A 24,765-nucleotide genomic window follows, 5' to 3' on the forward strand; every position below is an offset into this window, starting at 1 on the left:
CGGAGCAAATCAGGACGGCAAGAGCAGGATGAAACAAAAGCTTAACAAATGCCTGCTAGCCTTCCATTTCTTCCGACTGGACCATGGCAACAATGACTCAACACACTCTCAAGCAGTTCGACGTCGAACTCGAAGAAATCCGCCGCGGCGTACTGCAGATGGGCGGTCTGGTCGAAACCCAGGTCGCACGCGCGCTGGAAGGCCTGGCAAGTGGCGACCTGGCCCTGCTGGATGCGGTTACAGCGGGAGACAAGGAAGTCAACCTGGCACAGATCCAGCTCGATGACGAATGCAGCCGGCTCATCGCCCGGCGCCAACCTGCCGCCACCGACCTGCGCTTCGTACTGTCGGCAATCAAGGCCGTGGCCGACCTCGAGCGCATCGGAGACGAAGCCAAGAAGATCGCGAAGGCAGCCCGCCGCCTGCATTCGGCCGACGTACCTTTCACGCCGCGCGTGGGCCTGAGCCAGTCCGCTCAACTCGTGCTCGAGATGCTGCGTACCGCGCTCGACGGCTTCGCCCGCGCAGACGCCAGCCACGCTCAGGAGATCAAGCTCAAGGACGCCGAGGTCGACACCCAGTTCAAGGGCACGATGCGCCAGCTCATCACCTACATGATGGAAGATCCGCGCACCATCACCAGCAGCCTGGAGACGCTGTTCATCGCCAAGTCGATCGAGCGCATCGGTGATCACGCGATGAACGTCGCCGAGCACGTCGTCTATATGGTGAGCGGCGAAGACGTCCGCTTCGAAAACACGCAAGCCGTGCTCGGCGGAAAGCACTGAGCGGCCGCACGAATCGAAGCCGCGGTAAAAGAAAAACGGGGATGCGCAGGCATCCCCGTTTTTCTTGCCGATCGCCCGGGTTCAGTTGCTGGGCGGTACGTAGCCTGAGACCTGATCCGCGCCACCTTCGAAGAAGTGCTTCTCCATCTGTTCGGCGAGGTACTTGCGCGCGCGCGCATCCATCAGGTTGAGGCGGTTCTCGTTGATCAGCATGGTCTGGTACTTGACCCACTGCTGCCATGCCTCTTTCGAAACGCTCTCGAAGATGCGCTTGCCGAGCGCGCCCGGAACCGGCGGAAGGTCCAGACCTTCGGCCTCACGACCGAGCTTCACGCAGTTGACCATGCGAGCCATCTTTCAATCCTCTCTGCTGTCGGGTTCATTGATACACGAAGCCCCGATTCTAGCCGATTCGGCGCAAACCCTAGGCGCCCATCCGTCCCGACACCGTCGCGCGGTTGCGCCCCTCGCTCTTGGAGCGGTAGAGCGCCTCGTCGGCCGCCGCCACGAGCGCGTCACCACGTCGGGCATTTGCCGGGAAGCGCGCAATGCCCACGCTCGCGGTAACACCCACTTCATCACCCTCGAAGCAGAATCGCGACGCCGCGACCGTCTCGAGCAAACGGTGCGAAAGCTCGAGCAACTCATCAATGCTCGCATCGGGCACAAGCAGGGCAAATTCGTCGCCACCGATACGGAAAAGCAGTTCGTTCCTGCGCACGATGCGCCCGAGCGCCCGTGCAAGTCCAACGAGCACCTCGTCTCCCGCCTGGTGCCCGAATGAGTCGTTGATGGGCTTGAAGCCATCGAGATCGAAAGCGAGCAGGCCCACTGCCGAATGTCGCCGCTCGGCGTCCGCGAGCAAGCGCTCGAGCTCCTCGTGGAAACGGCGGCGATTGTAGAGCCCGGTCAGTTCGTCGCGCACCGCCAGCTCCACCAACTGCCGCGAGGTCCGGCGTGCCTCGCTCACGTCCTCGTAGATCCACACCCGGCCGATACCTCGCCCCTGCTCCCCCCCCTGCACGACGGCCGAGCGATCGGTCACCACACGACCATCAGCGAATACGAACTCGTGCTCCTCGCTTGCGGATTCCCGGCCACCCACCACCGCATCGATATGACCGAAGTACGCTTCAGGATCTGCCAGCACGTGCGCGGCCTGGCGCTTGAGCACGGCCTCCCTGCTGCCGACCAGCTCCGTAGCGGGCGGATAGGCCCAGATTTCGAGCATGGCGCGGTTGTGGTAAAGCACGCGACGGTCATGATCGATGAACAGGATCCCCAAGCGGATCAGATTCAAGAGGGCCGACAAACGCTGGCGCTCGTCGTTGCTGCGCAACAGGTAGTGCTCACGCAGGGCCTGAGCGCGGCGCAACTCGGCCACCGTCTCGAGCAATGCGTACTCGGCCTCCTTGCGCGCCTGGATATCCTCGGCCGACAGGCGCAGGCCGCCAGCCCGACGCCGCCAGTGCATGGCGACCCACACCACCCGCCCATCGCGCGCCACCAGACGCAACTCGAAATCCTGCGGCAAGCCGGTGTCGAGCACCTGCCTGGCCATACGCCGACAGAAATCGCGATCCGACTCGTGGAGCAGGAACGCAAAGAAGTCCCCGGCCGCAATGCAGTCGGCAGGCGCCTGCGCGGTGAGCCGGCCAATCGAGGGACTGATCCAGGTCAGACGCAGCGCCTCGTCGAACAAGGCTTCGACGCCGTGAACGCCCTCGGCCAGCTCGCGCAGGCTGGCGAGCTCATCGTCCCGGTCCAGCTTGCGCCCCCAGATCATAAGGTCTTGACGAACACCTTCGAGCGCCGCTGAAGGTTGTAGAGCTCGCGCTTCTGGCGCGGCAGCGCCTCCGGGCCGATCTCGCTGAAGCCGCGCTCGCGGAACCAGTGTGCGGTGCGCGTGGTGAGCACGAACAGGCGCTCCAGGCGCTGCAGGCGCGCCCGCCGCTCGATGCGCCGCAGCAGCTGGTCGCCAAGCCCGGCTCGGCGATACTCGGGCATGACCGCCAGGCAGGCGAGTTCGGCGGCGTTTTCCTCGCTGAACGGATAAAGCGCTGCGCAGCCGACCAGAACACCATCGTGTTCGACCACGGTGAAGCGTTCGATCTCTTGTTCCAGCAGTTCACGCCCGCGCCTGACCAGGGTGCCGTCGGCCTCCATCGGCGATATCAACGACACCAGCGCCGCCACGTCGTCCACCGAGGCCTCACGCAGGCGGAACAGCGGGTCGCGCGACACCACCGTACCGACGCCGGCATGGGTGAAGAACTCGAGCAGCAGGCCGCCGTCGAGGTCGCGATCGATGAGGTGGCAGCGAGCAACACCCTTGCGCACTGCACGAATCGCACTCGGCAGGAAGAAGTGCAGGTCCTCGGTCAGGCCTTCGCCAGTGTCGAGCTTGCGCTGGGCCTCGTCCGCGGTGACCGACTCGATGAGCAGGCCTGCTTCGTCAAGCAAGCCAGGGGCGTCGCACAGGTAAATGAGCTTCTCGGCCTTGAGTGCGACCGCCACCGCCTCGGCCACTTCTTCCATGGCCAGATTGAAGATCTCGCCGGCCGGCGACACGCCGAGCGGCGTGATGAGCACAACGTTCTGCTGGTCGAGGTCGGCGTTGATCTCGTCGGCGATGATCTTGCGCACGGCGCCGGTGTACTGGTAATCGACGCCTTCCATCACCCCGACTGGCCGCGCGGTGATGAAATTGCCACCGGTCACGCGCATATAGCTGCCGGCCATCGGGGTATTGGGCAAGCCCTGGGAGAGCAGCGCCTCGACCTCGAAGCGGGTCACCGCCATGGCCGACTTGACGCACTCGAGCGCCTCTGCATCGGTGACGCGCAAACCGTGGTGGAAGCGCGACTCCAGGCCGCGACGAGCAAGCTCGGCGTCGATCTGGGGACGCGCGCCATGCACCAGCACGAGGCGGATGCCGAGCGCCGCGAGAAGGTTGCAGTCGTAGGCGAGGCTTTGTGCGCGCTCACCGGCTGCCACCTCGCCACCGAATCCGACGACGAAGGTACGGCCGCGAAAGGCGTGGATATAAGGCGCCGCGCCGCGCACCCAGGCGACGAACTGAGCCGTGGCGTCATCGACCCGCGGCACGGTGGGAGAGGAAGAAGTAGATCCGGGGCTGGCGTTGTTGTTTTCGGCGCTCACACATTCACCGCTGCTGAAGCCGGGCGTGCGCGCGGGCTGCCCGGCCAAATGGAATTGATGCCGGAATTCTAGCCCGGATCCTCCGCCGCAGCGCGGCCCTCGCCGCCGAAAGGGCGGTGCAGCGCGCTAATCGGCCTTGTACGGCCCCGCACCAAGCCCGATCGGCGCCGGTGCGGCAGCGACCAGCCGGGAGAAGATCTGCGCAAAGTCCTCCTCGCCTGCCCTGGCGCCTGCGCGCGCGCCGCTCAAGGGATCATCGGCAATGAAGCCGGCATTGGCCCTGTCCCAGTCCTCGGCGGTGAAGTACTTGCGGATCAGCGGCAGCACCTCACGCTCCTCGGTGATCATATGGCTGCGGTAGAAGGCCGCATAGTCCTCGAAAGCACGCTTGAAAGCCTCGAATCCGCCCGTGGGGTCCTGCGCGTAGCCCTTGACCGCAGCATCCAGCACGGCGATGCGCGCCTCGGCTTGAGCGTGCTCGGCTTCGAGACGGTCGAGCGCGGCATCGGCATCATGCGTGAGTGCGCGCAGCGGCCCGAAGAGGAACTCGTCTTCCTTCGGGTGGTGGCGCCTTTCGGGGTAGGCATCGAGGTAGTGCACCATCGCCTCGAGCAACTTGTGGTCGGGCTGCAGGCGGCCCGCACCGATCTCGCCGATCATGTGGCGGATGGCGTGGATGATCGCCGCCAGCGACTGGTGTTCGTCCATCAGGATGCGCATCGCGTCCATGGGAATGTCCTTTAACGTTTGGGGTCCGGCTTCGCGGGCGAGCTCAGGTCGACAGCATCGCCTGGTGCTTGCCACCAAAGCCGAGATAGGCCTCGATCACGCGCGGGTCATCCGCGAGTTCGTGCGCCGGGCCCTGCATGGCGATCTGGCCGGTCTCGAGCACATAGGCGTAGTCGGCCACCTGCAGCGCGGCGCGCGCGTTCTGCTCGACAAGCAGGATCGACACGCCGCGCCGGCGCAGCTCGCTGATGATGCGGAAGATCTCGCGCACGATCAGCGGCGCAAGCCCGAGGCTCGGCTCGTCGAGCATCAGCAGCTTGGGCTTGGCCATCAGCGCGCGGCCCACCGCCAGCATCTGGCGCTCGCCACCCGACATCGTGCCGGCGTGCTGATCGCGGCGCTCCTTCAGACGCGGGAACAGCGCATAGACCTCCTCGAGCGTCTGCGCGTGGTCGCGCTTGCCCATGCGGTAGCGCTGGAAGGCGCCAAGCACCAGGTTGTCCTCGACACTCATCTCGCCGAAAAGCTCGCGCTTCTCCGGCACCAGGGTCATGCCGCGCGCAACCATGCGCTCGACCTCGGGTACCACCTCCAGGCTGCCGTCGAAGGCGACCTGGCCTCTGGAACCGAGCACCCCCATGATCGCGGACAGCATCGTCGTCTTGCCCGCCCCGTTGGGGCCGATCACGGTGACGATCTGGCCCTCGCCGACGGTGATGCTGGCGTTGGTCAGCGCCTCCACCTTGCCGTAGGACACACACAGCTCCTTGACCTCGAGCACGGGGTTCTTCGCACTCGCGTTCGAGGGCGCGCTGGCTTGGGTTTGTTGTGTCATCGCGTTCTCCTCGCTCACTCCACGCCGCCCAGATAGGCTTCAAGCACCGCCGGGTTCTGCTGCACCTCTTCCGGCAGGCCTTCGGCGATCTTCTGGCCGAACTCCATCACCACCACGCGATCGACCAGGTTCATCACGAAATCCATGTCGTGCTCGACGATCAGCGTGGCCATGCCTTCCGAGCGCAGCCTCTTCAGGAGTTCGGCGAGCGCCTGCTTTTCCTTGTAGCGCAGGCCGGCCGCGGGCTCGTCGAGCAGCAGCAGGCAGGGGTCGGCACACAGGGCACGTGCGATCTCAAGGATGCGCTGCTGGCCAAGCGCAAGACTGCCGGCCTCGTCGAACATATGGTCCTTGAGACCCACACGCTCGATCTGGTGCGCGGCCTCCTTGAGGATGCGCGCCTCTTCGGCGCGGTCCAGGCGCCAGGCCGAGCTGAGCACGCCCTTGTGGCTGCGCAGGTGTGCGCCGATGGCCACGTTCTCGAGCACGCTCATGGTGGGCAGCAGCTTCACATGCTGGAACGTGCGGCTCATGCCCATGCGGGCGATCTCACGCGAGTCGCGACCGGCCACCGGCTTGCCCAGGAACAGCACCTCGCCCGAAGTCGGCGTATCGACACCCGAGATCTGGTTGAACATCGTGCTCTTGCCCGCACCGTTGGGGCCGATCAAGGCGAGGATCTCGCCGGCCTTGACCTCGAGGCTCATGTTGTTGTTCGCTACCAGACCGCCGAACCTGCGCGTGACGTCCTTGGCCTCGAGGATCAGCGTCCCGGGCGCGGGCAGCGTACGCCGCGGCAGAGGCTCGGCCTGGGCATCGATCGTCTTGTGGATGGTACGCATCGGCACAAGCTTCTTGAGGATCGGCCACAGGCCCTCGCGGGCGCGGTGCAGCACCAGCACCATCAGGATGCCGAATACGATCATCTCGAAGTTGCCGCTCGCGCCCAACAGGCTCGGCAGCCAATCCTGCAGCCACTGCTTGAGCACGGTGATGACGCCTGCGCCGACGATCGCCCCCCACACATAGCCAGCACCGCCGACCACCGCCATGAAGAGATACTCGATGCCGATATGCACACCGAACGGAGTCGGGTTCACGAAGCGCTGCATGTGCGCATACAGCCAGCCCGAGGCACAGGCCAGCAGCGCGGCGATCACGAAGATGATCATGCGCGCACGGCCGGTGTCGACTCCCATCGCCTCTGCCATCACCCTGCCGCCTTTCAAGGCGCGGATCGCGCGCCCTTCGCGCGAGTCGAGCAGGTTGTGGGTGGTGAGCATGCCCAGCAGCAGGAAGGCCCAGATCAGGTAGAAGATCTCGCCGCCGCCATCGAGCGTCCAGCCGAACAACTCGATGGGCGGAATGCCGGTGATGCCGGTGTGCCCGCCCAGGCTTTGCATGGTGCCGAACAGGAAGTACAGGCTGATGCCCCAGGCGATCGTACCCAAGGGCAGGAAATGGCCCGACAGCTTGAGCGTGAGCGAACCCAGCAGGACCGCCACTGCAGCGGTAATGAGCAAACCCGCCACAAGCGTGAACCAGGGCGAAGCCCCCACCCAGGCCAGCCAGGCCGGCAGGTCCGTCGCCGTGGTCAGCGCAGCGGTGGTGTAGGCCCCCAGGCCGACGAAGGCCGCCTGGCCAAAGCTCGTGAGCCCGCCCACGCCGGTGAGCAGCACCAGGCCGAGGGCGACCATCGCATACAGGCCGATGTAGTTGAGCAGCGTCACGTAGTACGGCGACAGGATCGCCGGCACCATCAACAGCAGGGCAAGGAAGGCCCCCAGCACCAGACGGTCGGTTCTCATTCTTCCTCCTCCACGTGGTGGCTGGTCAGCGAACGCCACAGCAGCACGGGGATGATCAGCGTAAACACGATGACTTCCTTGTACGCGCTGGCCCAGAATGAAGCGAAGGCTTCGAGCAACCCGACTGCAATGGCGCCCAGCGCGGCGATCGGGTAGCTGGCCAGGCCGCCGATGATCGCGGCAACGAAGCCCTTGAGCCCGATCAGGAATCCGGTGTCGTAATAGATGGTGGTGATCGGGGCGATCAGCACGCCCGAGAGCGCGCCAATGAAAGCGGCCAGGAAGAAGGTGAGCTTGCCGGCAAGCGCGGGCGAGATCCCCATCAACTGCGCCCCGACGCGGTTGATCGCGGTTGCGCGCAAGGCCTTGCCGTACAGCGTGCGTTCGAAGAACTGGTAGAGCGCCACGATCAGCAGCACCGACACCACCAGCACCCAGATCGTCTGCCCCGTCACCATCAGCGGGCCGAGATCGAAGCTGAGCTCGCTGAAGGCCGGCGTCCTGTGCCCCTCGGCGCCGAAGAACAGCAGCCCCAGACCCACCATCGCGATATGCAGGGCCACGGACACGATCAGCAGGATCAGCACCGGCGCAGAGGCGATCGGCTGGTACATCAGGCGGTACATCATCGGTCCCATCGGCACCACGATCGCCAGCGTGAGCACAACCTGCAGCACCAGCGGCAGTTCATTGACCGGCAGCGCGGACAACACAGCCACCAGCGCCAACGGATAGGCCAGGTTCCAGCCCGCCACCATGCCCGCACGCTGCATCTGGCCGGCCTTGAGGGCTTTGAGGCCGTCGAACGCCGTCACCAGCCCCCCCATCGCCACCAGCAGCCAAACCGTCGCAGGGGTCGCACCCGACTGCATCATCGCCAGTGTCAGCGCGCCGTAGGCCACGAACTCGCCCTGCTGGATGAAGATCACCCGTGTGACCGCAAACACCAGTACCAGAGCCAGCGCCAGCAGCGCGTAGATCGCGCCGTTGGTGATGCCGTCCTGGCCCAGGATCAGTGCAATTGACATATCCATGGATGTACCCCATGTCCGCTGGCCGCCATAAAACGCCAGTCGAGTTGAAAACACCGTGCCGGCCGCGCGACACGGGCAGGCGCGGAGCGCAAGCGCTCCGCGCCTCAGGACTTACTTGAGCAGCGACCAGGTGCCGTTGCGGATCTCGATCATCACGCGCGAGCGCTCGTCCAGACCAAGGTGGTCATCCGCGCTCATGGTGTAGATGCCGGTCGCACCCGCCACCTCCTTCACGCCCTCGAGCGCGTCGCGCAAGGCGCTGCGGAACTCGGCCGACCCGGGCTTGGCCACCTGCAGCGCAACCGGAGCGGCCGCTTCGAGCAGCACGCCCGCATCCCAGGCGTAGGCACCAAAGCTCGACACCGAACCCTCGCCATGCACCGCCTCGTACTTCTCCACATAGGCCAGCGCGCTCGCCTTGACCGGGTGGCTGTCGTCAAGGCTGCGTGCCATCTGCACCGGACCGACCGGCAGCAGCGTGCCTTCGCAGTCCTTGCCGCAGATACGCAGGAAGTCGTTGTTGGCCACGCCGTGCGTCTGGTAGATCGGCCCCTTGTAGCCACGCTCGCGCAGCGTCTTCTGCGGCAGCGCGGACGGCGTACCCGAACCGGCGATGAAGACGGCATCCGGCTTGGCGGCCATGAGCTTGAGTGCCTGGCCGGTCACCGAGGTGTCGGCCGGGTTGAAGCGCTCGTTGGCAACGAGCTCGACCCCCTTCTCCTCGGCCTGCTTCTTGAACTGCTCGAACCAGCCTTCGCCGTAGGCGTTGGCAAAGCCGATGAAGGACACCCGCTTCACGTTGTTGGCGGTCATGTGCTCGACGATCGCCGAAGCCATCTGCTGGTCGTTCTGCGGCGTCTTGAAAATCCAGCGCTTCTTGTCGTCCATCGGCGACACGATGCGCGCCGAAGCGGCAAGGGAGATCATCGGCGTACTGGTCTCGGCCGCGACATCGATCATCGCCAGCGAGGCCGGGCTGGTCGTCGAACCGATCAGCACATCGACCTTGTCCTCGGCAACCAGCTTGCGCGCGTTCTTGACCGCCGTGGTGGTGTCCGAAGCGTCGTCGAGCACGATGTAGCGCACCGGCTCGCCACCGATGGTGGTCGGCAGCAGCGCCACGGTGTTGCGCTCCGGGATGCCCAGCGACGCCGCAGGACCGGTGGCCGAGACGACGACACCGACCTTGATTTCGGCGTGGGCGGCGGAGGCGGCAAAGGCGAGGCTGATTGCTGCCAGCAGGGTGTGACGCAGTTTCATGGTTTCTCCTCCGATATTGATGCAAACAGCCGGGTATCCGTGACGGGCCTGTCTCACGGCGCCGCCCCGGACTTCGGCGCCTTGTGCTTCTGGACCTTGCCGAGAACCTGGCCGAGGCATCTGCCCGGACCAAATTCTGCATTACAGAAAACGTTTCTCTTATTAGAAATGATACAAAACAGCGCGTCAAGACATTATTTTGTATCGCATGAACACCCTGCCTGCGCCCCTCAGCCCCAACAACGAAAAAGGCAGGAGGACGCTCACCATCGAGCCTCCTCCTGCCTCATCCGCACTCTCATCCGCGACCTTCGCCGCGGTCGCGCCAAGCCCGCGCCGTGCCGCTCTATTGAATATCGGCGTCCATCGCAAGCGAGTCCAACGTGGCGCCAAGCCGTCGCGAGAGCGCTGCCGCGGTACGACGCAGCGCCGCAATCGTCTCGCCATCCATGGAGAGATCCATCGACCCTTCGACACCGACGATCGCGATCGCCATGGTGATCTCGTTCTTGAAGTTGAAAACCGGCGCCGCAGCAGCTTCGACGCCGCGCGCAAAATAGTCGCCACTGAGGACGACGACACCGGACTCGCGCACCTGCGCCAGCAGCGCCCGCGCGTCCTCAAGGTTCGCAACCCCCGCGGGCGCCCTGCCCGTCTCCAGTTCACGACGCAGCAGGGCTTCGGTCTGGCGCTCGGGGAGCCAGGCCGCAAACACGCGCCCACCCGCCGAGCGCAGCAGACTCAGGTGCGTACCGGTGACAACGTTCACCGTGATCGGTCGGCGCGGACGCTCCCAGCGCACCACCACCGGACCGGCATCGCTCCACACCGTGAGGGCGACGGTCTCGTTGGTTTCGTCACGCAGATCAGTGATCGCGAGCAGACCCAGACGGATGCGATCAATGCGATCGAGGGCCACCAGGCCGAGGTTGAGCGCAAAGGGTCCCAGGTCGTAGCGCGAGGTCAGCCGGTCCTGCTCGACCAGCCCGCTGCGGATGAGGCTGACCAGATAGCGGTGCGCCTTCGACGGCGGCATGCCAGCTGCCTCGGCGATCTCCTTGAGCATCATCGAACGCCTTCCAGTCGCCATCGCGCGCAGAATGCTCATGCCCACCTCGAGCGACTGAACCCCATGCTTGCCGTCAAGTTCTTCGTTCGCGCTGCCCATCGGGACTGTTCCTTATTGGAGAAATCGTTTATTTATATGTAACACAAACCTCAGGAGCGCGCGCGTGATCAAGCCGGAACTCAAAGTCTATGCAATCGATGGCATCGTGCCCGTGGTCGACCCGACCGCCTACGTTCACCCCTCGGCGATCCTTATCGGCGACGTGATCATCGGCCCGGGCTGCTATGTCGGCCCCTGTGCCAGCCTGCGCGGCGACTTCGGCCGCCTCATCCTGGAACGCGGTGCAAACCTGCAGGACACCTGCGTCATGCACGGTTTCCCGGGCACCGACACGGTGGTTGAAGAGGACGGCCACATCGGTCACGGCGCCGTACTGCACGGCTGCCGCATCGGGCGCAATGCGCTGATCGGAATGAACGCGGTGATCATGGACAACGTGGTGATCGGCGAGGAAGCCATCGTCGCCGCCTCGGCCTTCGTCAAGGCGGGTGCGGAGATCCCGGCACGCGTGCTCGTCGCCGGCGTGCCGGCAAAGGTCGTCCGCCCGCTCAGTGAAGACGAGATCCGCTGGAAGAGCCAGGGCACCGCGACCTACCAGGACCTGACCCGGCGCTGCCTGGCAACGCTATGCGAAACGACACCGCTGGCCGCGGTCGAACCTGGCCGCAAGCGCATCGAGATGCCGGACGTGATCCCGCTCGTCGAAACCCGCAAGCGCGAGGGCTGAGCCCCGCGCAAGCACCGCATCAGGTCGGCAGGGAAAGCAGGTCCGGGTCCCGGAAACGCTCATGCAGGCGCGGCGACGCCTCGGGCACCGAACCGTCGGCAAGCTGGAAGCAGGCATCGAGGTGGCGTTCCGACGCGCTCAGAAGCCTGCGGTAAAGCTCTCGGCAAAGCAGCCGGGCCTTCTGACCCGGCCAGTCGGACGGCAGCAGGACGTCGGGCAGCACCGGATCGCGCAGCAGCAGACGACGGTAGTCGTGGATCAGCAGCACGCGCAGCAGCAGGGCTGTCTCATCGCTCGTCTCGAAGCTGCCCTCGCGCAATTGCCCCAGCACGGGCCGATAGCGCGCCACGAAGTCCCGATACAAGTCAGCAAGGTGCGCCAGGTCCCAGGCCGAATGCACCATCGCCGCATCCGTCGCCGCCGCGCCCAGCGCAGCGTCCGCCGCGATCAGCGGCTTCAGCCGATCGAGCAGGCTGCCCAGGCCCTCGGCCACGAGCGCGTCAAAGGTTGCGATCAAGTCAACGCTTGGATGCACGAAGCAGTCGTTGTTGAGTGCCCCGAAGCCGTGCCACGTCAAGGCCTTGCGCAGGCGATCACGGTCCCGGGACGAGAACTCGCCGACAGTGACGATCAGCCGCCAACGCCGGTCCCATTGCGGCATCGCAGCTGCGTAGATGAGCCGCGACGCCTCATCCATGCGCTGCTCTGCCGACGGCGTGAGCAGGTAGTCGGTCCGCCGCCCTGCAGGCGCACTCGCCAGCCACTCGTCACGCACCAGACGAAACACCGCCGTCCGCACGAGACGCTCATTGAGACCCAGAGGCTGGAGCAAGCGGATGAGGCTCCCCAGCCAGATGCGCCCTCCCCGCGGCACCACGGCATCGCCGAACACCGAGATGATGAGCGAGCCCGCATGCACACGGTCTTTGCGACGGAAATCGTCGAGGATCTGCTGCGAGGGAGAGGACACGATAGTGGCGGGAGAGCGTGCATTTTGGGGGCGGAAGTCTAGCGGATTCAGTGGCTTGCGTACAGGCAGATGACGCCCTTCAGGCACCTCTTCGGCAACGCCGAGCCCCCGTTTCGAAGCCATCGCAGCACCGCCGCCGATCACTCGCGCCACGCCCCACCCACCATATCGAAGCCGGTCCGAGGGCAGGCTCTCGGCGCTGCAGCGGACGATCTGAAAGAATCCACAAAACGACTCCTGAAAACACTTTTTATGGTCATTTTTGTATCACATCAACAACCACCATAGATCATAAAAACTTTCTATGGAAAATATGCAGGACCTGAAGTACAGACGAAATAAATCATATCTGTATGTTTTTATTGTTATTTTGTTTTACGGAACATCTTTCCAATAGTGTAATACGAGCATTTTCAACAACATCAGAACGATACTTTCTATTGACCATTCGGCATCACATTTGTATCGTTTGAACACAGAACCACTCCCCCGGAGAGAGACGAATGAGCCACCCCCTTCTTGACAAGCACCGTGACACCCTCGATGGCGCGCTGTCCGCGATTGCGACGCGTGGCTACTGGACGCCCTTCCCGGAGATGCCGAGCCCGAAGCTCTACGGCGAAACCTCAGCCGACGACGGCAAGCGTGCCTTCGAGGCGCACCTGGGCAAGCGCTTCGAGCTCGATCAGCCAGGCCAGACCGGCTGGCACGGAGGCGAAGCCTCGCCCTACGGCATCGCGCTCGACGTCAGCTACCCGGTGTGCGACCCGGATGCACTGATCTCTGCCGGTCTCGAGGCCATGAAGGGCTGGCAGGCCGTGGGAGCGGATGGCCGCACCGGAATCTGCCTGGAGATCCTCGACCGCCTCAACAAACAGAGCTTCGAGATCGCTCACGCAGTGATGATGACCACCGGCCAGGGCTGGATGATGGCTTTCCAGGCCGGCGGCCCGCACGCCCAGGACCGCGGGCTCGAGGCCGTAACCTATGCCTGGCGCGAACAGAGCTTCGTGCCCGCTGAGACCACCTGGGAAAAGCCGCAGGGCAAGAACCCGCCCCTGGTCATGAAGAAGCACTTCCAGGTCGTCGGTCGCGGCGTAGGCCTGGTGATCGGTTGCGGTACCTTCCCGACCTGGAACACCTACCCGGGCCTGTTTGCAGCACTCGCCACCGGCAATGCAGTCATCGTCAAGCCGCACAGCAACGCCATCCTGCCGGCAGCGATCACCGTACGCACCATCCGCGCCGTGCTCGCCGAGAATGGCATCGACCCCAATCTGGTGAGCCTGTGCGTCGCCACCCAGCGCAGTGTCACCCAGAAGCTCGCCACCCACCCGGCGGTCAAGTCGGTCGATTTCACCGGCAGCAACGTGTTCGGCCAGTGGCTGATCGACAACTGCCGCCAGGCCCAGGTCTATGCCGAGCTCGCTGGCGTGAACAACATCGTCATCGACTCCACCGACAGCTACAAGGCAATGCTCGGCAACCTGGCCTTCACGCTGTCGCTTTACTCCGGCCAGATGTGCACCACCTCGCAGGCGATCTTCGTGCCCGCGGGCGGCATCGAGACCGAAGACGGCCACAAGAGCTACGACGAGTTCTGCGCCGACCTCGCCCGCGCCGTCGAGCGTTTCCTGTCCAAGCCCGAGGTCGCTCACGCGGTGCTCGGCGCGATCCAGTCGGCCGACACCGCAGAGCGCATCGACATCGCCAACAGCGGCGAACTGGGCAAGGTGGTGCTCGCCTCGCAGAAGCTCGACAACCCGGAGTTCCCGAACGCCAAGGTACGCACCCCGGTGCTGCTCGCCTGCGACGCCGCCGACGAAAAGGCCTACATGGAGGAGCGCTTCGGACCGATCAGCTTCATTGTCAAGGTCGCCGACACCGCCGCCGGCATCGCGCTGTCCGAGCGCGTAGTCAGCGTCCATGGTGCGCTCACAGTCGGCCTGTACTCGACCAAGCAGGCCGTCATCGACGCCATGACCGAGGCCACCTGGCGCGGCAAGGTTGCGTTGTCGATCAACCTCACCGGCGGCGTGTTCGTGAACCAGTCGGCCGCCTTCTCCGACTACCACGGCACAGGTGGCAACCCGGCTGCCAACGCCTCGTACGCGGACTCCGCCTTCGTCGCCAACCGCTTCCGTGTCGTTCAGCGCCGCTATCACGTCTGAGGAGGCGCTCGTGGAATACCAGAACATCCAGTTCGCGGTGGAGGCGGGCGTCGCCCGCCTGACACTCAACCGCCCCGACAAGCTCAACAGCTTCACTGGCGACATGCATGCCGAACTGCGTGACGCACTGGACCGCGTGCACGCCGACCATGCCACGCGCGTGCTGGTGCTGAGCGGCGCCGGGCGGGCCTTCTGCGCCGGCCAGGACCTCGCCGACCCCGACATGGCTACGCAGCCCGACGGCCGCCTACCCGACATCGGCGACGTCGTCGACAAGAACTACAAACCGCTGGTGCTGCGCCTGCAGAACCTGCGCGTACCCACCATGGCTGCCGTCAATGGCATCGCCGCCGGTGCCGGCGCCAGCCTGGCGCTGGCCTGCGACCTGGTGGTGGCGACGAAGTCGGCGTCCTTCCTGCAGGCGTTCAGCAAGATCGGCCTCATCCCCGACACCGGCGGCACCTGGTTCCTGCCCCAGCGCGTCGGCATGGCACGCGCCATGGGCCTGGCCCTGCTCGCCGACAAGCTGCCCGCGGAGAAGGCCGCCGACTGGGGCCTGATCTGGGCCGCGTACGACGACGCCGAGTTCGGCGCCAAGGTCGACGCGCTCGCCACCCAGCTCGCCGCCATGCCCACCAAGGCGCTGGTGCGCACCCGCCAGGCCATGCACGCCGCCCCCGGCCACACCCTCGAACAGCAGCTCTCCTTCGAAGGCGGCTTCATGCGCGAGTTGGGCTGGAGCGCGGACTACGCCGAGGGCGTCGCCGCCTTCACTGAAAAGCGCGCGCCGAGGTTCACCGGGAAATGATCGTGAACGCCACCCAGACCTGCAAACCCGTCGCACACGCATTGCCCACCTCGGCCATCGTCGCCGTGGTCGGTACCGGTGCCATGGGTGCCGGCATCGCACAGGTCGCGGCTGCGGCCGGCCACGTGGTCAAGCTGCTCGATAACCGACCGGGCGCCGCCGCCAAGGCAATCGAGGGCATCCGCGCCCAGTTCGGCAAGCTTGCCGACAAGGCGAAGATGAGTGCCGAGGCCGCACAGGCCGCAAGCGCGCGCCTGGTCGCCGTCGAGCAGCTCGGCGATCTCGCCGATGCCGCACTGGTCATCGAAGCTATCGTCGAGAACCTCGAAGCCAAGCAGACGCTGTACCGCAACCTGGAAGAGATCGTCGCTGCCGACTGCATCTTCGGCACCAATACCTCCTCCATCTCGGTGACCTCGATCGGCGCCGCAATGCAGCGCCCCGAGCGCCTGGCCGGCCTGCACTTCTTCAACCCGGCGCCGCTGATGAAGCTGGTCGAGATCGTCTCCGGGCTTGCCACCGAGCGCGCCGTGGCCGACACCCTGTTCGCCACCGCTGCGGCTTGGGGCAAGACGCCGGTGCATGCACGCTCGACCCCGGGCTTCATCGTCAACCGTGTCGCCCGGCCGTACTACGCCGAGGCACTGCGCATCCTCAATGAAGGCGGTGGCGACTGTGCCACGGTGGATGCCATCATGCGTGACGCCGGCGGCTTCCGCATGGGGCCGTTCGAACTGATGGACATGATCGGCCACGACGTAAACTTCGCCGTGACCCGTTCGGTATGGAACGCGTTTTACAACGATCCGCGCTTTACCCCCTCCCTGATCCAGCAGGAGCTGGTCGACGCCGGTTTCTACGGGCGCAAGTCGGGACGCGGCTTCTATGATTACCGCGACGGCGCCGAGCGTCCCGGTGCGCAGGTCGCCGTGGCGCAGCAGGCACCCGGCGACATCGTGCTGCATGGCCACTCGGCCGTGGCCCATGCGCTTGCCGATCGCCTGTTCGAACGCAAGATCGCCCACACCTGGGGTGAGGCCGCAGACGGCCGCATCGCCGAGGTGGGCGGCGCAGTGATCTTCGTGACTGACGGCCGCACGGCCACCCAGCGCGCCGCCGAGTCGGGCATCGACAATGTGGTGTTGATCGACCTCGCACTCGACTACGCCAGCGCTCCCCGCCTGGCCGTCGGCGCCGCGATCAACTGCTTCGCCCCAGCCGTCGGCGCCGCTATCGGACTGCTTCAGGCCGCCGGCTTCGAGGTCTGCCGCCTCGGTGATACGCCGGGCCTGGCGGTGATGCGCACGGTCGCCATGCTCGCCAACGAAGCCGCCGACGCCGTGCATCAGGGCGTATGCGATGCCGCGGCCGCCGATGCGGCAATGAAGCTCGGCGTTAACTACCCGCGCGGCCCGCTCGAGTGGGCCGACCGCATCGGCCTCCCGGCCATCTGCGCGGTGCTCGCCAACCTCGCCCGCTTCTATGGCGAAGACCGCTACCGCGTCTCGCCGCTGATCCAGCAGCGCGTCCTTGCCGGAAAGAAGATCCATGACTGATATCCAGACCATCCCCACGGACCCGCAGGCCCTGGCCGAAGCCGTGGCCGCTGCAATGTGGTCGCGCGACCGCGCCGCCCAGGCGCTGGGCATCCGCATCGAGGCCGTCGGCCCCGGCACCGCCACGCTCAGCATGCTGGTGCGTGGCGACATGGTGAATGGCCACCACATCTGCCACGGCGGCCTCATCTTCTCGCTTGCCGACACTGCCTTCGCCTACGCCTGCAACGCCTACAACCGCAACACCGTGGCCTCGGGCTGCAATATCGACTTCGTCGCCCCCGGCAAGGAAGGCGACACGCTCACCGCCGAGGCCATCGAGCGCTCGGCCTCGGGACGCACCGGCGTCTATGACATCACCGTGCGCGACGGCAGCGGCAGGACGGTCGCGCTTTTCCGTGGCAAGAGCTACCGCATCGCCGGCGAGGTCATCGCCGGCCTGGCAGCAGAACAGGCCTGAGCGGCCCCCGAAGAACAGAGAGGAGAGGACAACATCATGACCGTGAAGCGCCCCCAGCCCGGCGAACTCGACCCGATCGAGACCGCCAGCCGTGACGAGATCTCCGCCCTGCAACTGCAGCGCCTGCAGTGGTCGGTGCGCCACACCTACGACAACGTCGCAGCCTACCGCACACGCTGCCAAGAAAAGGGCGTGCACCCCGACGACCTCAAGTCGCTCGCCGACCTCGCCAGATTCCCGTTCATGACCAAGACGGACCTGCGCGACAACTACCCCTTCGGCCTGTTCGCCGTGCCGCGCGACAAGGTACTGCGCCTGCATGCCTCGAGCGGCACCACCGGCAAGTCGGTGGTGGTCGGCTATACCCGCAACGACCTCGACAACTGGGCCGACGTCGTCGCCCGTTCGCTGCGCGCCGCCGGCGTGCGCGCCGGCGACATGGTGCACAACGCCTATGGCTACGGCATGTTCACGGGCGGGCTCGGCGCCCACTACGGCATCGAGCGCCTGGGCTGCACCGTGGTGCCGATGTCGGGCGGGCAGACCGAGAAACAGGTGCAACAGATCGTCGATTTCCGCCCCGACGCGATCATGGTCACGCCGTCGTACTCGCTGGTGATCGCAGAGGAGTTCGAGCGCCTCAACATCAAGCCCGAGGAGATCTCGCTCAAGGTCGGCATCTTCGGCGCCGAGCCCTGGGGTGAAGGCATGCGTGCCGAGATCGAGCGCAAGCTCGGCATCGACGCCATCGACATCTACGGCCTCACCGAAGTCATGGGACCGGGCGTGGCCTGCGAGTGCATCGAGACCAAGGACGGCCCGGTGATCTGGGAAGATCATTTCTACCCCGAGATCATCGACCCCGACACCGGCGAGGTGCTGCCCGACGGCGAGGAAGGCGAGCTCGTGTTCACCTCGCTCACCAAGGAAGCCTTCCCGGTCATCCGCTACCGCACCCGCGACCTCACCCGCCTGCTGCCGCCGACTGCACGTTCGTTCCGCCGTATCGGCAAGATCACCGGGCGCTCGGACGACATGCTGATCGTGCGCGGTGTGAACGTGTTCCCGACCCAGATCGAGGAGCAGATCCTGCGCGACAAGCGCCTGTCCGGCAATTACCAGATCGTGCTCACCCGCGACGGTCACATGGACAACGTCGAGGTGCGCTGCGAAGTCCAGCGCGAGTTGTCGGGAGCGCTCAGCCGCAACGACACCGAGCTGATCGCGCGCGAACTGCAGTCCCACATCAAGACCATCATCGGCATCACCACCAAGGTGAGCGTGATGGAGTTCGACACCATTCCGCGCACGCTGACCGGCAAGGCCCGCCGCGTCATCGACCAGCGCCCGAAGCAGCTCTGAGGAGCGCACGATGACACAAGCCTCAACGCCCCAAGCCTTCATCTGCGACGCCATTCGCACCCCGATCGGCCGCTACGGCGGCACGCTCGCAGCAGTGCGCGCCGACGATCTCGGTGCCGTGCCGCTCAAGGCCCTGATGACCCGTAACCCGCAGGTCGACTGGGCTGCGGTGGAGGACATCATCTACGGCTGCGCCAACCAGGCCGGCGAGGACAACCGCAACGTCGCACGCATGTCCGGCCTGCTCGCCGGGCTGCCGATCGAGGTCCCCGGCACCACGGTCAACCGCCTGTGCGGCTCCGGCATGGACGCCATCGGCCTGGCCGCGCGCTCGATCAAGTCGGGCGAGACCGCGCTGATGATCGCTGGCGGCGTCGAGAGCATGTCGCGCGCGCCCTTCGTGATGGGCAAGGCCGAAAGCGCGTTCTCGCGCCAGGCCGCGATCTACGACACCACCATCGGCTGGCGCTTCATCAACCCGATGATGAAGAAGCTGTACGACACGCACTCGATGCCGCAGACCGCGGACAATGTCGCCGCCGAGTTCGACATCTCGCGCGCCGACCAGGACGCCTTCGCGCTGCGCTCGCAACAGCGCTGGGCCGCCGCCCACGCCGCCGGCCGTTTCGCGGACGAGCTGGTACCGGTAGAGATCCCGCGCAAGAAGGGCGAACCGATCGTGTTCAACACCGATGAGCATCCGCGCCCCGACACCACGCTCGAGATGCTGGCCAAGCTCAAGGGCGTCAACGGTCCCGAACTCAGCGTCACCGCCGGCAACGCCTCGGGCGTCAATGATGGCGCGTGCGCAGTGCTGCTGGCCTCCGAAGCCGCCGCCGCGGCGCACGGCCTCACCCCGCGCGCGCGCGTCGTCGCCATGGCCACTGCCGGCGTGCCGCCGCGCATCATGGGCTTCGGCCCGGCGCCCGCGGTGCGCAAGGTGCTGGCCAAGGCCGGCCTCACCCTCGACCAGATGGATGTCATCGAACTCAACGAAGCCTTCGCCGCACAGGCGCTCGCCGTGGTCCGCGACCTCGGCCTCGCCGACGACGAGGCGCGCGTGAACCCCAACGGCGGCGCGATCGCCATGGGCCACCCGCTCGGCATGAGCGGCGCGCGCCTGGTCACCACCGCGGCCTACGAGCTGAAGCGCCGCAATGGCCGTTACGCGCTGTGCACCATGTGCATCGGTGTCGGCCAGGGGATCGCGATGATCATCGAGCGCGTCTGAAGCACAGGACATGGCCATGACCTACGACACTCTCGCCATAGAACGCTGCGGCGCCGTCGCCACCGTCTGGATGGATCGCCCTGAGGTATTCAACGCCTTCGACGAGCAGCTCATCGCCGAACTCGCCGCTGCCTGCACGGCGCTCGACGCCGACGCTGGCGTGCGCGTGGTCGTGCTCGCCGGCCGTGGCAAGCACTTCTCGGCGGGTGCAGACCTGAACTGGATGCGCCGCGCCGCCGACAGCAGCGAAGCCGACAACCTCGCCGATTCGCGCAAGTTCGCCGCCATGCTGCATACGCTGGCAAGCATGTCGAAACCGACAATCGCCCGCGTACAGGGCGCCGCACTTGGCGGCGGCACCGGCCTGACCGCGGCCTGCGACATGGCGATTGCCGCGGCCGACGCCAGCTTTGCGACCTCCGAGGTCAAGTTCGGCATCATCCCCGCGGTCATCAGCCCGTACGTACTGCGCGCCATCGGCCCGCGCCACGCGCTGCGCTACTTCCAGAGCGCCGAACGCTTCGGTGCAGCGGAGGCCAAAGCAATGGGACTGGTCAGCGAGGTCGTTGCCGTGGATGAACTCGACGCTGCCGTGGACCGCCTGGTCCAGGCCCTGCTGGCCTGCGGCCCGCAGGCCCAGCTCGCAGCCAAACAGCTGATCGCGGCGATCAACGGGCGTCCGATCGACCCCGAGGTCGGCGAGGAAACCGCGACCCGCATTGCCCGCCAGCGCGCCACCGCAGAGGCGCGCGAGGGCTTCGCAGCCTTCTTCGAGAAGCGCCAGCCCGCATGGATGGCATGAACCCCCGCCGCGCCCGGAGCGCAGCGGACCACTGAGGAAAGGGCGGGCCACACGTCCCGCGTTCCGCACCGGCATTCTCCGGCGCGGTGTTTGCTAGGAGGAAACACATGTACACCCAGGCAATGGACATACCGGATGAGTCCGGGAAGAAGCTCGCCGTCGTCGCAGGGCAGAGCGAGCAGGAAGCCGCGTTCGAGGCCCGCATCGACGCCGACGGCCGCATCGAGCCGCAGGACTGGATGCCGGACGCCTACCGCAAGACCCTGGTGCGCCAGATCAGTCAGCATGCCCACAGCGAGGTCGTCGGCATGCTGCCCGAGGGCAACTGGATCTCGCGCGCGCCCAGCCTCAAGCGCAAGGCGATCCTGATCGCCAAGGTGCAGGACGAGGGCGGCCACGGCCTCTACCTTTACTCCGCCGCCGAAACGCTTGGCACCAGCCGCGACGAAATGATCGACGGCCTGCTCTCGGGCCGTGCCAAGTACAGCTCGATCTTCAACTATCCGACCCTGAACTGGGCCGACGTGGGCGTCATCGGCTGGCTGGTCGACGGCGCTGCGATCATGAACCAGATCCCGCTCTGCCGCTGCTCCTACGGCCCCTACTCGCGCGCCATGATCCGCGTGTGCAAGGAGGAATCCTTCCACCAGCGCCAGGGCTACGAGGCCCTGCTGGTGATGATGAAGGGCACCGAGGCACAGCGCGAGATGGTGCAGGACGCAGTCAACCGCTACTGGTGGAAGTGCCTGGCCATGTTCGGGCCGCCCGACGCCGACAGTGCGCACAGCGCACAGGGCATGCGCTGGGGCATCAAGCGCATCAGCAACGACGACCTGCGCCAGAAGTTCATCGACGCCACCGTGCCGCAGGCCAAGGTGCTGGGCGTCACCCTGCCCGACCCCGACCTCAAGTGGAACGAGGCGCGCGGCCACTACGACTACGGCCAGATCGACTGGCAGGAATTCTGGAACACCGTCGAGGGCAACGGCCCCTGCAACAAGGAACGCCTGGCCACCCGCGTCAAGGCACACAAGGACGGCCAGTGGGTCCGCGACGCGGCCATGGCCCATGCACGCAAGCAACAAGAACGCGCACAAAAGGAGGCAGCATGAACACCCCCGCACTCAAGGATTGGCCGCTCTGGGAAGTCTTCGTCCGCAGCAAGCAGGGTCTCGAGCACAAGCACTGTGGCAGCCTGCACGCAGCCGACGCCGCCCAGGCCCTGCACATGGCGCGCGACGTCTACACCCGCCGCCAGGAGGGCGTGAGCATCTGGGTCGTGCCTTCGGCCGCGATCACCGCCAGCAACCCGGACGACAAGGGCGAGCTCTTCGACCCGGCTGCGGACAAGATCTACCGCCACCCGACCTTCTACGAAATTCCTGAAGAAGTGGGGCACATGTGATGAGCAAGGCACCCGTCGAATACCTGCTGCACCTGGCCGACAACGCCGTGGTGCTCGGCCAGCGCGACGCCGAATGGTGTGGCCACGGCCCCATCCTGGAAGAGGACCTCGCGCTCGCCAACGTCAGCCTCGACCTCATCGGCCAGGCCCGCCTGCTCTACCAGCTCGCCGCGGCGCGCATGGGCAACGGCGCCACCGAGGACGCCCTGGCCTACTTCCGCGATGACAAGGACTTCCTGAACTACACGCTGGTCGAGCTGCCCAACCACGGTGCCCTGGTCGGCTACGCGGCCGCAGACCGCGACTACGCCACCACCATCGTGCGCAACTTCCTCTACAGCGCGCTGATGGTGCTGGTGTGGGATGCGCTGCAGAAGTCGCCCGACAGCGACCTCGCCGCCATCGCCGCCAAGTCGCTCAAGGAGGCACGCTACCACCTGCACCACGCCGCCGACTGGCTGGTGAAGTTCGGCGACGGCACCGAAGAGTCGCATGCCCGTGCCCAGGCTGCGCTCGACCACCTGTTCCGCTACACCGAGGAGTTCTGGACGCCGAGCGCAGTGGAAGACGCCGCCATCGCCTCCGGTGCCGCAGTCGACGTGCGCACCCTGCGTGCCGCCTGGGACGCCATCGTCGCCGACACCCTCGCCGAGGCCACGCTGAAGCGACCCGAGGTGCGCGGTTACATCCCCGAGGGCAAGCACGGCCGCCACTCCGAGCACCTGAGCTACCTGCTGGGCGAGATGCAGGGCCTGGCGCGCGCCCACCCCGGCGCAACCTGGTAAGGCGGCAAGCCATGAGCAGCACGATCGAAAAAGTCTGGGCCACCCTCGAGCACCTCACCGATCCCGAGATCCCGGTGGTGACCCTGCGCGAGCTGGGCATCCTGCGCGAGGTGCGCGAGACCGACGCGGGCATCGAGGTGGTCATCACGCCGACCTACAGCGGCTGCCCGGCCATGGGCCAGATCGAGGACGACGTGCGCGCAAGCCTGGACCAGGCCGGCATCGCAGCGCGGGTGATCACCCAGCTCGCGCCGGCCTGGACTACCGACTGGATGAGCGACGAGGCCAAGGAAAAGCTGCGCGCCTACGGCATCGCCCCGCCCCACCGCACCTGCGGCAGCGGCGGCGACGTCAGCGTGGTGCACTTCGTGCGCCGCGTGCAGGCCGAGCCCGTAGCCTGCCCGCGCTGCGGCTCCATCCACACCACGGTCACCTCCCAGTACGGGTCGACGGCGTGCAAGGCACTGTACAAGTGCCTCGACTGCCAGGAGCCCTTCGACTACTTCAAACCCTATTAAAGCCGGAGCCCAAACGCCATGTCAGCACTCCGTTTCCAAGAACTCGCCGTCAAGCGCGTGAGCCCAGAGGCCGCCGGCGCGGTGGCAATCACGTTCGACATCCCGCCTGCCGAGCGCGAACGCTTCACCTTCGAGCCGGGCCAGTTCCTCACCCTGCGCGCCACCATCGACGGCCAGGACGTACGCCGCAACTACTCGATCAGCAGCCCACGCAGCCGCCTCGCCCGCGATGGCGAACTCGAGATCGGCATCCGCCCGGTCGAGGGCGGCCTGTTCTCGAACTGGGCCACGCGTGCGATCAAGGCCGGCGACACCCTTCAGGTAATGCCGCCCGATGGACGCTTCGTGGTCAGGAAGAAGCGCGCACTGCACCGCGTTGGCTTTGCCGCCGGCTCGGGCATCACCCCGATCCTGTCGATCGCCGCGACCACGCTCGAGGAGCAGCCGGACGCCAAGTTCACGCTCATCTACGGCAACCGCCGCATGTCCACGGTGATGTTCAACGAGGAGCTGCAGGACCTCAAGGACCGCTACCGTGACCGCTTGACGATGATCCATGTGCTATCGCGTCAGGCCCAGGAGGTCGACCTGCTGCAAGGCCGCATCGACGGTGACAAGGTGCGCGCCATCATCGGCGCCCTGCTCCCCGTGGGCAGCATGGACGAAGTCTTCATCTGCGGCCCCGATGAGATGATCACGGCCACCGAATCGGCTCTGGTCGAGGCCGGCGTGCCGGCAGACCGTATCCGCACCGAGCGCTTCACTGTCAACCTGCCCGCCGGCGCCCAGCCCGTCGGCGCATCGAGCAGCGCCGAAGCCGCCGCCGCCGCAACCAAGGACATCACCATGACCTTGGTGCTCGACGGCAAGGAACACGAGATCGCCATCGGCCCGGACGACCACCTGCTCGACGCCGCGCTCAACGCCGGCCTAGACCTGCCGTTCTCGTGCAAGGCGGGCGTGTGCTGCACCTGCCGTGCCAAGGTGCAGGAGGGCGAGGTGGTGATGGACAAGAACTTCACCCTCGAGGCGGCCGAAGTGGCACAGGGCTTCGTGCTCAGCTGTCAGGCACGGGCGACGACCAAGCGGCTCAAGATCAGCTTCGACGAACGCTGAGCGCGCGGTGCGGCCAAGGGCCCGCGGCTGGCGCCGTGGGAGCGGGCCGAGCCGCGAGCGGTTGAAGGCAATCGCGGCAACTGCCCTGCCCGCATCCGTACCCTTGCAA

Annotated in this window: 24 protein-coding genes; 14 read left to right on the forward strand and 10 right to left on the reverse strand. The window is 66.1% G+C overall.

Going from position 1 to position 24,765, the window contains the following annotated elements; all coding sequences use genetic code 11:
* The first annotated feature begins 92 nt into the window (after positions 1–92).
* Entirely contained in the window at positions 93–788 is a 696-nt protein-coding gene (phoU, locus tag C662_RS12075; protein ID WP_002929368.1) for a phosphate signaling complex protein PhoU, read from the forward strand.
* 81 nt (positions 789–869) lie between these two features.
* Here phoU and C662_RS12080 read toward each other — a convergent pair whose 3' ends face one another.
* From C662_RS12080 to C662_RS12120, 9 genes are all read right to left on the reverse strand, one after another.
* Entirely contained in the window at positions 870–1,142 is a 273-nt protein-coding gene (locus C662_RS12080) for an oxidative damage protection protein (protein ID WP_002929370.1), read from the reverse strand.
* A gap of 70 nt (positions 1,143–1,212) precedes the next feature.
* Complete coding sequence (locus C662_RS12085; RefSeq protein WP_002929371.1) at positions 1,213–2,574, reverse strand: GGDEF domain-containing protein; 1,362 nt, start codon at positions 2,572–2,574, stop codon at positions 1,213–1,215.
* Complete coding sequence (argA, locus tag C662_RS12090; protein ID WP_002929373.1) at positions 2,571–3,896, reverse strand: amino-acid N-acetyltransferase; 1,326 nt, start codon at positions 3,894–3,896, stop codon at positions 2,571–2,573. Before argA ends, C662_RS12085 begins: the two co-directional genes overlap by 4 nt.
* Positions 3,897–4,076: 180 nt before the next feature.
* Positions 4,077–4,679 (reverse strand): hemerythrin domain-containing protein, encoded by a 603-nt coding sequence (locus tag C662_RS12095; protein ID WP_002929375.1) that lies wholly within the window; start codon positions 4,677–4,679, stop codon positions 4,077–4,079.
* Between the two features lie 43 nt (positions 4,680–4,722).
* Complete coding sequence (locus tag C662_RS12100) at positions 4,723–5,514, reverse strand: ABC transporter ATP-binding protein (RefSeq protein WP_002929376.1); 792 nt, start codon at positions 5,512–5,514, stop codon at positions 4,723–4,725.
* Positions 5,515–5,528: 14 nt separating this feature from the next.
* Complete coding sequence (locus C662_RS12105; protein ID WP_002929381.1) at positions 5,529–7,322, reverse strand: branched-chain amino acid ABC transporter ATP-binding protein/permease; 1,794 nt, start codon at positions 7,320–7,322, stop codon at positions 5,529–5,531.
* Entirely contained in the window at positions 7,319–8,356 is a 1,038-nt protein-coding gene (locus tag C662_RS12110) for a branched-chain amino acid ABC transporter permease (RefSeq protein ID WP_002929384.1), read from the reverse strand. The genes C662_RS12105 and C662_RS12110 overlap by 4 nt, the downstream gene beginning before the upstream one ends.
* A gap of 111 nt (positions 8,357–8,467) precedes the next feature.
* Positions 8,468–9,616, reverse strand: coding sequence for an ABC transporter substrate-binding protein (locus C662_RS12115; RefSeq protein WP_002929386.1), 1,149 nt, complete (start codon positions 9,614–9,616; stop codon positions 8,468–8,470).
* Positions 9,617–9,962: 346 nt separating this feature from the next.
* Positions 9,963–10,784: an IclR family transcriptional regulator gene (locus C662_RS12120; RefSeq protein WP_002929388.1), complete on the reverse strand. Its 822-nt coding sequence runs from the start codon at positions 10,782–10,784 to the stop codon at positions 9,963–9,965.
* Between the two features lie 64 nt (positions 10,785–10,848).
* On the opposite strand from C662_RS12120, the gene paaY reads away from it, so the two are divergent.
* A complete protein-coding gene (paaY, locus tag C662_RS12125) occupies positions 10,849–11,472 on the forward strand; it encodes a phenylacetic acid degradation protein PaaY (protein WP_002929391.1) in 624 nt (207 codons plus the stop codon).
* Between the two features lie 19 nt (positions 11,473–11,491).
* On the opposite strand, the gene paaX is transcribed toward paaY, so the two are convergent.
* Positions 11,492–12,586 (reverse strand): phenylacetic acid degradation operon negative regulatory protein PaaX, encoded by a 1,095-nt coding sequence (gene paaX / locus C662_RS12130; protein WP_232431600.1) that lies wholly within the window; start codon positions 12,584–12,586, stop codon positions 11,492–11,494.
* Between the two features lie 359 nt (positions 12,587–12,945).
* On the opposite strand from paaX, the gene paaN reads away from it, so the two are divergent.
* From paaN to C662_RS12190, 12 genes are all read left to right on the forward strand, one after another.
* A complete protein-coding gene (gene paaN, locus C662_RS12135; RefSeq protein ID WP_002929395.1) occupies positions 12,946–14,613 on the forward strand; it encodes a phenylacetic acid degradation protein PaaN in 1,668 nt (555 codons plus the stop codon).
* Positions 14,614–14,623: 10 nt separating this feature from the next.
* The gene (gene paaG / locus C662_RS12140; protein ID WP_002929398.1) at positions 14,624–15,421 is read left to right on the forward strand and encodes a 2-(1,2-epoxy-1,2-dihydrophenyl)acetyl-CoA isomerase PaaG; all 798 of its coding nucleotides are present in this window, start codon (positions 14,624–14,626) and stop codon (positions 15,419–15,421) included.
* A complete protein-coding gene (gene paaH, locus C662_RS12145) occupies positions 15,418–16,977 on the forward strand; it encodes a 3-hydroxyacyl-CoA dehydrogenase PaaH (protein WP_002929401.1) in 1,560 nt (519 codons plus the stop codon). The genes paaG and paaH overlap by 4 nt, the downstream gene beginning before the upstream one ends.
* Positions 16,970–17,437 (forward strand): hydroxyphenylacetyl-CoA thioesterase PaaI, encoded by a 468-nt coding sequence (paaI, locus tag C662_RS12150; protein WP_002929404.1) that lies wholly within the window; start codon positions 16,970–16,972, stop codon positions 17,435–17,437. The genes paaH and paaI overlap by 8 nt, the downstream gene beginning before the upstream one ends.
* A gap of 36 nt (positions 17,438–17,473) precedes the next feature.
* Positions 17,474–18,799, forward strand: a complete 1,326-nt coding sequence (gene paaK / locus C662_RS12155) for a phenylacetate--CoA ligase PaaK (RefSeq protein ID WP_002929406.1) — start codon at positions 17,474–17,476, stop codon at positions 18,797–18,799.
* Positions 18,800–18,809: 10 nt separating this feature from the next.
* The gene (gene pcaF / locus C662_RS12160) at positions 18,810–20,030 is read left to right on the forward strand and encodes a 3-oxoadipyl-CoA thiolase (protein WP_002929407.1); all 1,221 of its coding nucleotides are present in this window, start codon (positions 18,810–18,812) and stop codon (positions 20,028–20,030) included.
* 16 nt (positions 20,031–20,046) lie between these two features.
* Positions 20,047–20,832: an enoyl-CoA hydratase/isomerase family protein gene (locus C662_RS12165; protein ID WP_037984552.1), complete on the forward strand. Its 786-nt coding sequence runs from the start codon at positions 20,047–20,049 to the stop codon at positions 20,830–20,832.
* A 107-nt stretch (positions 20,833–20,939) separates the two neighbouring features.
* A complete protein-coding gene (paaA, locus tag C662_RS12170) occupies positions 20,940–21,944 on the forward strand; it encodes a 1,2-phenylacetyl-CoA epoxidase subunit PaaA (RefSeq protein ID WP_002929409.1) in 1,005 nt (334 codons plus the stop codon).
* On the forward strand, positions 21,941–22,237 hold the full coding sequence (gene paaB / locus C662_RS12175) for a 1,2-phenylacetyl-CoA epoxidase subunit PaaB (RefSeq protein WP_002929410.1): 297 nt from the start codon (positions 21,941–21,943) through the stop codon (positions 22,235–22,237). The genes paaA and paaB overlap by 4 nt, the downstream gene beginning before the upstream one ends.
* Positions 22,237–23,022 (forward strand): 1,2-phenylacetyl-CoA epoxidase subunit PaaC, encoded by a 786-nt coding sequence (paaC, locus tag C662_RS12180; protein ID WP_002929411.1) that lies wholly within the window; start codon positions 22,237–22,239, stop codon positions 23,020–23,022. Before paaB ends, paaC begins: the two co-directional genes overlap by 1 nt.
* 11 nt (positions 23,023–23,033) lie before the next feature.
* Positions 23,034–23,540 carry a 1,2-phenylacetyl-CoA epoxidase subunit PaaD gene (paaD, locus tag C662_RS12185; RefSeq protein WP_002929413.1) on the forward strand — a complete coding sequence of 169 codons (507 nt, stop codon included), beginning with the start codon at positions 23,034–23,036 and terminating at the stop codon, positions 23,538–23,540.
* Between the two features lie 18 nt (positions 23,541–23,558).
* A complete protein-coding gene (locus C662_RS12190) occupies positions 23,559–24,656 on the forward strand; it encodes a 2Fe-2S iron-sulfur cluster-binding protein (RefSeq protein WP_002929418.1) in 1,098 nt (365 codons plus the stop codon).
* The last annotated feature ends 109 nt before the right edge of the window (positions 24,657–24,765 follow it).

Source organism: Thauera sp. 28, assembly GCF_000310145.2.
Lineage (GTDB): Bacteria > Pseudomonadota > Gammaproteobacteria > Burkholderiales > Rhodocyclaceae > Thauera > Thauera mechernichensis.

Coding starts and splice junctions, on each gene's coding strand:
- paaI (WP_002929404.1), top strand. CDS start 16,970: ATGACTGATATCCAGACCATCCCCACGGACCCGCAGGCCCTGGCCGAA.
- paaD (WP_002929413.1), top strand. CDS start 23,034: ATGAGCAGCACGATCGAAAAAGTCTGGGCCACCCTCGAGCACCTCACC.
- C662_RS12190 (WP_002929418.1), top strand. CDS start 23,559: ATGTCAGCACTCCGTTTCCAAGAACTCGCCGTCAAGCGCGTGAGCCCA.
- paaN (WP_002929395.1), top strand. CDS start 12,946: ATGAGCCACCCCCTTCTTGACAAGCACCGTGACACCCTCGATGGCGCG.
- paaC (WP_002929411.1), top strand. CDS start 22,237: ATGAGCAAGGCACCCGTCGAATACCTGCTGCACCTGGCCGACAACGCC.
- paaK (WP_002929406.1), top strand. CDS start 17,474: ATGACCGTGAAGCGCCCCCAGCCCGGCGAACTCGACCCGATCGAGACC.
- C662_RS12080 (WP_002929370.1), bottom strand. CDS start 1,142: ATGGCTCGCATGGTCAACTGCGTGAAGCTCGGTCGTGAGGCCGAAGGT.
- C662_RS12105 (WP_002929381.1), bottom strand. CDS start 7,322: ATGAGAACCGACCGTCTGGTGCTGGGGGCCTTCCTTGCCCTGCTGTTG.
- C662_RS12115 (WP_002929386.1), bottom strand. CDS start 9,616: ATGAAACTGCGTCACACCCTGCTGGCAGCAATCAGCCTCGCCTTTGCC.
- C662_RS12085 (WP_002929371.1), bottom strand. CDS start 2,574: ATGATCTGGGGGCGCAAGCTGGACCGGGACGATGAGCTCGCCAGCCTG.
- pcaF (WP_002929407.1), top strand. CDS start 18,810: ATGACACAAGCCTCAACGCCCCAAGCCTTCATCTGCGACGCCATTCGC.
- C662_RS12095 (WP_002929375.1), bottom strand. CDS start 4,679: ATGGACGCGATGCGCATCCTGATGGACGAACACCAGTCGCTGGCGGCG.
- paaA (WP_002929409.1), top strand. CDS start 20,940: ATGTACACCCAGGCAATGGACATACCGGATGAGTCCGGGAAGAAGCTC.
- C662_RS12120 (WP_002929388.1), bottom strand. CDS start 10,784: ATGGGCAGCGCGAACGAAGAACTTGACGGCAAGCATGGGGTTCAGTCG.
- paaB (WP_002929410.1), top strand. CDS start 21,941: ATGAACACCCCCGCACTCAAGGATTGGCCGCTCTGGGAAGTCTTCGTC.
- C662_RS12100 (WP_002929376.1), bottom strand. CDS start 5,514: ATGACACAACAAACCCAAGCCAGCGCGCCCTCGAACGCGAGTGCGAAG.
- paaH (WP_002929401.1), top strand. CDS start 15,418: ATGATCGTGAACGCCACCCAGACCTGCAAACCCGTCGCACACGCATTG.
- C662_RS12165 (WP_037984552.1), top strand. CDS start 20,047: ATGACCTACGACACTCTCGCCATAGAACGCTGCGGCGCCGTCGCCACC.
- phoU (WP_002929368.1), top strand. CDS start 93: ATGACTCAACACACTCTCAAGCAGTTCGACGTCGAACTCGAAGAAATC.
- C662_RS12110 (WP_002929384.1), bottom strand. CDS start 8,356: ATGGATATGTCAATTGCACTGATCCTGGGCCAGGACGGCATCACCAAC.